Here is a 7,456-nt window from a genome sequence, read left to right as displayed (position 1 = left end):
ACTTTACTACCAGCTTACCGTAGTTTGTGGTTCAATTACCTGAAAATTGCTGTAATCTGGCGCAGGAAAATTTAAATGGACTGTGCATGTTATTAGTCCTTTAAGCTTGATGAAAGTAACATCAACAAAAATCAAGAGTTAACGATAAATCTGGGGTGGGAACACCAGCCAGTTTGATATTGCTTTTGAACTCTGAGACTTTGACTTCACGGATCAGAGTCAGTCTTGATTGAATAAAATTTTAAAACGTCTTAAACAGATGTTGAGGAATATTTAAATTTATTTTTCTGTTTATTTAACCTTTTGTTAACCATTGGTATAGTAGGTTATTTGCGTCATTGTTAATCAACACAAAATTACTTATTAATAACGGGGTAATATGACATTTTCAACTAATGTTTTGAGTCGTGTAGTTAGTGTTTCAGTTGTTACGGGTGCTATTAGTTTTGGAGCGATTTTTGGGGCGTTCGCCCAAGCAGAAACCCTTAATGGTGCAGGAGCAACTTTTCCCGCTCCACTCTACGAACGTTATGCTCGTGAAGTCAAAAAGAAATATCCAGACCTAACAGTTAACTATCAAGCCGTTGGTAGCGGTGCTGGTGTTAACCAAGTGATTGCTGGCACTGTTCAATTTGGTGCTAGTGATTCTGCGATGACTGATGCGGAGATGGGTAAAGTAAAAAATGGTGTTATCCTAGTACCTACCGCAGGTGGTGCTGTTGCAGTTGTTCACAATCTTCCAATAGATAATCTCAAATTGTCCCGCAAGACACTACCAGCTATTTTTTCTGGTCAAATTACCAAGTGGGATGATCCTCAAATCAAAGCTGATAACCCTGGTGTGAATCTACCAAGTCAGCCGATTAAAGCTGTTGTTCGCGCTGATAGTAGTGGTACATCTTTCATTTTTACCAACCATTTGACTTCTATAAGTCCCTATTTTAAGGGACGAGTTGGCACCAGTAAATCTCCAAGTTGGACTATCCCAAATGTTATAAAAGCAAAAGGTAATCCAGGTGTAGCAAGTTCAGTCACTCGCACTCCAGGTGCTATCGGTTATGTTGAGTATGAATTTGCTCTGAAAAATAAGCTCAAAGTAGCACAAATTCGGAACAAACAAGGACAATTTGTGGCTCCTTCTTTACAAACTGCCAACCAAGCTTTATCAACTGTAAGTTTTCCAGCCAACTTCCGCGTTTTTGTTGACGATCCAACACAGGGTTATCCTATCGTTGGTCTAACCTGGTTGTTGATATATAAAAGTTATCCCAATGCAGCCCAAGGAACAGCTGTCAAGAACTTTGTGAATTGGGTACTAACAGATGGTCAACAAATTAATGATGACCTAAACTACACTCGTATTCCAGATCCTGTGGCTCAAAAAGTCATACAGACAGTGAACAGCGCGATCAAATAATGTGTCATCTGACACTTTTTCCTCTATCAGGGTGGGCTATTTGCCCACTCCAAAATCATGAACATAATTTAACAAAAAAGAACTCAGCAACTCCTGAGTCAGAAGTCAGAATAAACTTCTGTACGACTGGGCTGATGAGTAAGAGTTTAAATCCCCACCGTCTACGGAAGTGTTCACTTTCGTTGGGGTTCGGTATCCACATACTCAAGATTTCTGAGTTCTGCGTTCTTACAACTGAGTTCTTCTTCAATTTTCTGATTCGTAATGGCAAATTCATCTGAACCTGCTAATAACAATCAACCTAGTTTGATTGATGAAAGTATAGACATAACAGCTAGCAGTGGTAAAAATTTCTGGATAGATAAAGGATTTACGTGGCTAGTTTATGCGTTTGCTGCCCTAACGGTTACTGTCCTGTTTTGGATGAGTTGGATCATCTTTGAAAAAGCTCTTCCAGCTATTAATAAGTTTGGACTAGGGTTCTTGTGGAATCAACAATGGGATACAGGTAATTTCGTTTTTGGTGCCTTGCCATATATTTATGGCACTTTGGTTAGCAGCGCGATCGCCATGTTATTTGCCGTACCCGTAGGGATAGCAGTAGCCCTAGTCACGAGTGAAAATTTTATCCCTGCTTCAGCACGCACAACCATAGCTTTTATCGTAGAACTCATAGCTGCTGTTCCCAGCGTCATTATTGGTTTGTGGGGCGTTTACGTTTTTATTCCAAGTTTTGTACCTCTACAAACATGGCTATCCAACATCTTCGGGTGGATACCACTATTTAATACACCAAGTCCTGCTGGGTTCAATATGTTGACTGCTGGCATAATTCTTGCGATTATGATTTTGCCGACGATGGCAGCAATTAGTCGTGAAGTCTTATTAGTTGTTCCTAAAGAGTTACGCAGTGGCTCAATGGCTCTGGGTTCTACTCGTTGGGAAACTATTTTTAGGGTAATATTACCTGCTGGATTTTCTGGAATTGTGGGTGCAGCAATGCTCGCCCTAGGAAGAGCTTTAGGAGAAACAATGGCCGTGACTATGGTGATTGGTAACTCGGCTCAGGTGAGTCTTTCACTACTTGATCCAGCTTACTCAATTCCCTCTGTACTAGCCAATGAATTTGCTGAAGCTCAAGATCCATTGCACGTTGGTGCTTTAACATATTTGGGCTTGATCCTATTTGTTGTGACTTTAGTTGTCAATATTTGTGCTTTAGTGGTTGTGCAGTTTGTAGGGGGTAAGACCAAATAGAAAGCTTATTTTCAAGATACTGGGAACACAAATAACAAGTGTCAAATCCTGGTAGAATGTCCTACGTATTCTCTTTCTAAAGCAAGATGCGGAAGTTGCAAATCATTATGAACCTCTAAAAGCGTAAGGAATATGACCAGTCATCAAGAGTCTGAGATAGATAAATCAGTGGCAGCAGAGATATGTAGTCCTCTACCACCCATAAGGCAGATATTTAACAATGGCATGACTGTGATAGCATTCTTGCTTTCAGCTATAGCCCTGATTCCTTTGCTGTCATTGCTGTGGGAAATTATCGGAAGGGGTATAACAAGCATTAAACCATCTATGTTTGTAACATCAGTCATAAACGATGGATTTGGAAATGCGATTGTTGGTACCTTAGAAATGGTAGCCATTGCGGCGCTGTTCAGTATTCCGACTGGAGTCATGACAGGCATATTTTTGTCAGAAATTGGTAAAGGAAGTCGCATTGGTCGTACTGTTCGCTTTGTCGCCTCTATTCTGACTGGAGTTCCTTCGATTGTTGTCGGTGTTTTTGCTTACGCTGTTATTGTATTAATAACTAAGAAATTTAGTGCGATCGCCGGTGGTTTTGCATTATCAGTTCTCATGCTCCCCGTGATTGTATTAACAACAGAAGAAGCCCTAAAACTTATTCCCACTTCTGTACGTCTCGGTTCAGCTGCCTTGGGAGGAACTCGTTTTCAGACGACTTGGCGCGTTGTTCTCACAGCAGCAATTCCCACAATTACCACAGGGGTTTTGTTAGCCGTAGCTCGTGCGGCAGGTGAAACAGCACCCTTAATTTTTACTGCTTTGTTCAGTTTAGATTGGTCAAGCGACTTATTGGGTCCAACAGCTTCCCTATCGGTGTTAATTTTTAACTTATACAACGATCCCTCGCCAGAAAAAACAGCATTGGTTTGGACTGCTTCTGTTGTCTTAGTTGGGATAATTATGTCAATCAGTATTCTCTCTCGTATTTTCATAAGAAAGAGAAATGTATAATCACAACTGAAGTAATTTTGTCAACTATTTTTGTAATATTTAACATGGTATGAGTAAATTAAACCCAGCAATCAAAGTCAAGAACCTTAGCTTCTACTATGGAACTTCCAAAGCACTAGAAGGCGTAACAATGGATGTCTACGAAAACCAAGTCACCGCAATTATTGGTCCTAGCGGTTGTGGTAAATCTACATTCATTAAATGCCTTAATCGCATTAGTGAATTAGAAGGAGCAGTAAAAGTAGATGGCAGCGTAGAATTTTATGGTCAAAATATCTACAGTTCTCGTGTTAACCTAAATCGGCTACGCCGCCAAATAGGTATGGTCTTTCAAAAGCCAAACCTTTTTCCGATGAGCATTTACGATAATATCGTTTACGGTATAAAAATTGCTGGATGGCGTCCGAGAGCAGAACAAGATGAAATAGTTGAATATGCTCTGCGAGGTGCTGCTATTTGGAATGAAGTAAAAGATAAACTACAGAAATCAGCTTTAGGGCTTTCTGGTGGTCAACAACAGCGTCTATGTATTGCTCGTGCTTTAGCAGTTAAACCAAAAATTCTCTTAATGGATGAGCCTTGTTCGGCTCTTGATCCAATAGCAACAATGAAAATTGAGGAGCTCATCCATAGTTTACGCAATGAACTAACAATTGCAATTGTTACTCATAATATGCAGCAAGCCGCTCGCGTTTCTGATTTCACCGCTTTCTTTAGCACTGATGAAAGTCGAATTGGTCAAATGGTTGAATTTGGATCAACAAATCAAATCTTCGGCAATGCTCTTGATTCTCGCACCCGCGACTACACTTCTGGACGTTTTGGATAAGGAGTTTAAGCAAATTCAAAAAATTGATTAGTTTGTGTCAAACAACTTGAAAGTATTTTGTTACCCTCATCTAGTTATATCTCCAAGGAATTTCACAAGCTTATGACTTGAATATAATTTTCTTTGTTGGATAATAAGCTAGCTCCTCACTCTCAAAGACATTTGATATTAAGATATCCACAACTTTAAGTCGCGTTTCAACGTAAAATCGTGAAAATATTGCTATTTTTAGAAACTAGACTCAAGTGTTGAGTTTAGTTCTAATAGCTTAATCTACCTACATTATAGGTGTTGAACCAAACTTGATATAAACTTCTCACTCATTCAGAGGGATGAGTATAACTGCCATATGTAGATAAAAATAATACTTTTAATCAAAGCATTTCTTCTTCTTAACCTATATGTGAGAACTTCGATAGAGATGTACACAATGTAAATTTTTGCTTTGTGTACATTTTTCTCTTTACAGATTTTTGTCAGGTATTTCCTATAAGCATCTATGGGAAACAAGAAAGGAAATCTGGTTTTTGTGCTGTCAATCAAAACCTAATTCCAAACACATAGTATATCTACCGCTAAAAAATATAAGTTGCGACAAACTAGGGAAAAACTATGGCAAACGTAACACTCAAAGGATTTGCTTCACTACCAGCAGATACATTTGCTGAAGGTTCATCTTCTGGAAAGTTTATTACAGGCAATACTAATGGCAGAACAGTACCTTTTCAAGGACAACCTGTCCAAGGCTTCAGTGCTGTACAGTTTGCCGACAAAAACAATTATTGGTTCCTCCCTGACAATGGTTTTGGGGCAAAGAGCAACAGCGCTGATTTTTTGTTACGAATCTATCAGCTTAACCCCAGTTTTCGAGGTACAGAAGGGGGTGACGGTCGTGTTGAGGTTCTAAATTTTATTCAGCTATCTGACCCAAATAAACAAGTTCCATTCAAAATCGTTAACGAAGGTACTACAGATCGTTTGCTAACAGGTGCAGATTTTGATGTAGAATCTTTTGTCTTAAGTTCTGATGGAAGTATCTGGATTGGGGATGAATTTGGACCTTACCTATTGCACGTTGATCAGACAGGTAAATTATTAGAAGCTCCGATTTCCACGCCAAACTTTTATAAACTCAATACCTTAAATGGTCAACCTCCGATTGTGATTGGTCACCGAGGTGCTAGTGGTGAACGTCCAGAGCATACCCTAGAATCATACAAATTAGCGATTGAACGAGGGGCTGACTTTGTTGAACCAGACTTGGTATCAACTAAGGACGGAGTACTGATTGCTCGCCATGAAGTCAATATAACGGATACCACTGATGTAGCAAGCCGACCAGAGTTTACTAATCGTTATACGACTAAAGTTATTGACGGTGTGACCGAAAGAGGCTGGTTTGCTGACGACTTCACCTTGGAAGAAATTAAGACCCTGCGGGCAAAAGAACGTCTTTCCTTCCGGGATCAATCCTATAATGGTTTATTTGAAGTTCCCACCCTTGAGGAAGTTATCAATCTGGTTAAGCAGGTAGAAACCCAAACAGGTCGCAAAATTGGCATCTACCCAGAAACCAAGCACCCTACTTACCACGATTCTGTCGGGTTGTCCTTGGAAGAACCATTGGTTGAGACTCTGAAGAAAAATGATTTCACTGATCCAAGTCGGGTTTTTATCCAGTCGTTTGAAGTTGGGAATCTAAAAGAACTCAACCAGAAAATAGATGTACCGCTGGTCCAATTATTGGATGCAGAAGATATTAAGCTCGACGGTACACTCATAGAGAAGCAGCCTTACGATTTTCTGGTGAGTGGCGATCCTCGAACTTATGGTGATCTACGCACTGCTGAGGGTTTGAAAGAAGTTGCCACATACGCGGATGGGATTGGTCCCTGGAAGCGAATGATTGTCTCGGTTAAAGGTGTTGATGCTGATGGTGATGGCAAAGCAGATGATGTTAATCGAGATGGACTCCTCAACGACGCAGATAAAAACACTTTACCCCCAACAACGCTGATACAAGATGCCCATGCTGCTGGTTTGCTGGTACATCCCTACACCTTCCGTAATGAAAGTCAGTACCTCGCGGCAGATTATAACAAAAACCCAGAACTGGAGTTCCAGCAGTTTATTAAGTTAGGGGTGGATGGCTACTTCACTGATTTCCCTGGTACCGGAGACAAAGTCCGTGACCAAATTACTGGTGAGTTTGTGCGATCGCCTGACAACCCTGATGTTCTCGCAAATCTTGCCCCATCCAACCTTGCCAGTTCCAAGGGATTTGAAGGCTTAGCAATTAGTCCTGACAAAACCAAACTGTATCCCCTATTAGAGGGATCGGTTCTTGGTGATCCCAACGATGCCTTACGAATTCATAAGTTTGATGTTGCCAGTAAACAGTATGAGGGTTTAGTTGGTTATTACCATCTGGAAAATCCCACTAATGCAATTGGTGACTTGACTGTTGTCAACGATAACGAATACCTAGTGATTGAGCGTGATAACGGACAAGCAGATACCGCCCAATTCAAGAAAATATATAAGGTTGATTTCTCCCAAAAAGATGTCAATGGATATGTGGCAAAAGAAGAAGTAGCAGATCTACTCAACATTCAAGATCCAAATGACTTAAATCAAGATGGCAGCACAAAGTTCACCTTCCCATTCCAAACCATCGAAAATGTGCTGGTGATTGATCAAAATACTATCTTAGTTGCCAATGACAACAACTATCCTTTCTCTGTGGGACGACCACCTGCGATCGACAATGATGAAATTATCCTCCTAGGGTTAGGAAAACCTCTTAGCCTTGATCCGCGTGTAGGTCTTGCTGGACTTAACAACAACACGTTACTTAGCGAAGGTCATGACTTGCTAGGAACTCAGAATTGGTCACAGCCAAATCTGAGTATCTAGTCAAAATCATAACTGAGGCTTTTATT

Annotated in this window: 4 protein-coding genes and 1 pseudogene; all 5 read left to right on the top strand. The window is 40.4% G+C overall.

All coding sequences use genetic code 11. The annotated features are described in order from the left end of the window. Positions 1–379 precede the first annotated feature (379 nt). Positions 380–1,417: a phosphate ABC transporter substrate-binding protein PstS gene (gene pstS, locus AC5590_RS10690; protein WP_169263860.1), complete on the top strand. Its 1,038-nt coding sequence runs from the start codon at positions 380–382 to the stop codon at positions 1,415–1,417. Positions 1,418–1,681: 264 nt separating this feature from the next. Continuing rightward, complete coding sequence (pstC, locus tag AC5590_RS10685; RefSeq protein ID WP_169263859.1) at positions 1,682–2,674, top strand: phosphate ABC transporter permease subunit PstC; 993 nt, start codon at positions 1,682–1,684, stop codon at positions 2,672–2,674. 132 nt (positions 2,675–2,806) lie between these two features. Next, on the top strand, positions 2,807–3,685 hold the full coding sequence (gene pstA, locus AC5590_RS10680) for a phosphate ABC transporter permease PstA (RefSeq protein WP_169263858.1): 879 nt from the start codon (positions 2,807–2,809) through the stop codon (positions 3,683–3,685). 49 nt (positions 3,686–3,734) lie between these two features. Continuing rightward, positions 3,735–4,514 (top strand): phosphate ABC transporter ATP-binding protein PstB, encoded by a 780-nt coding sequence (pstB, locus tag AC5590_RS10675; RefSeq protein WP_169263857.1) that lies wholly within the window; start codon positions 3,735–3,737, stop codon positions 4,512–4,514. Between the two features lie 612 nt (positions 4,515–5,126). Continuing rightward, positions 5,127–7,430 (top strand): annotated as a pseudogene (locus AC5590_RS10670) (esterase-like activity of phytase family protein); the annotation flags it as partial. Between the last annotated feature and the right edge of the window lie 26 nt (positions 7,431–7,456).

Source organism: Brasilonema octagenarum UFV-OR1, assembly GCF_963888615.1.
GTDB lineage: Bacteria > Cyanobacteriota > Cyanobacteriia > Cyanobacteriales > Nostocaceae > Brasilonema > Brasilonema sennae.
The sequence above is the reverse complement of the archived record's forward strand: the minus strand, read 5'-3'. Positions and strand labels throughout refer to the sequence as shown.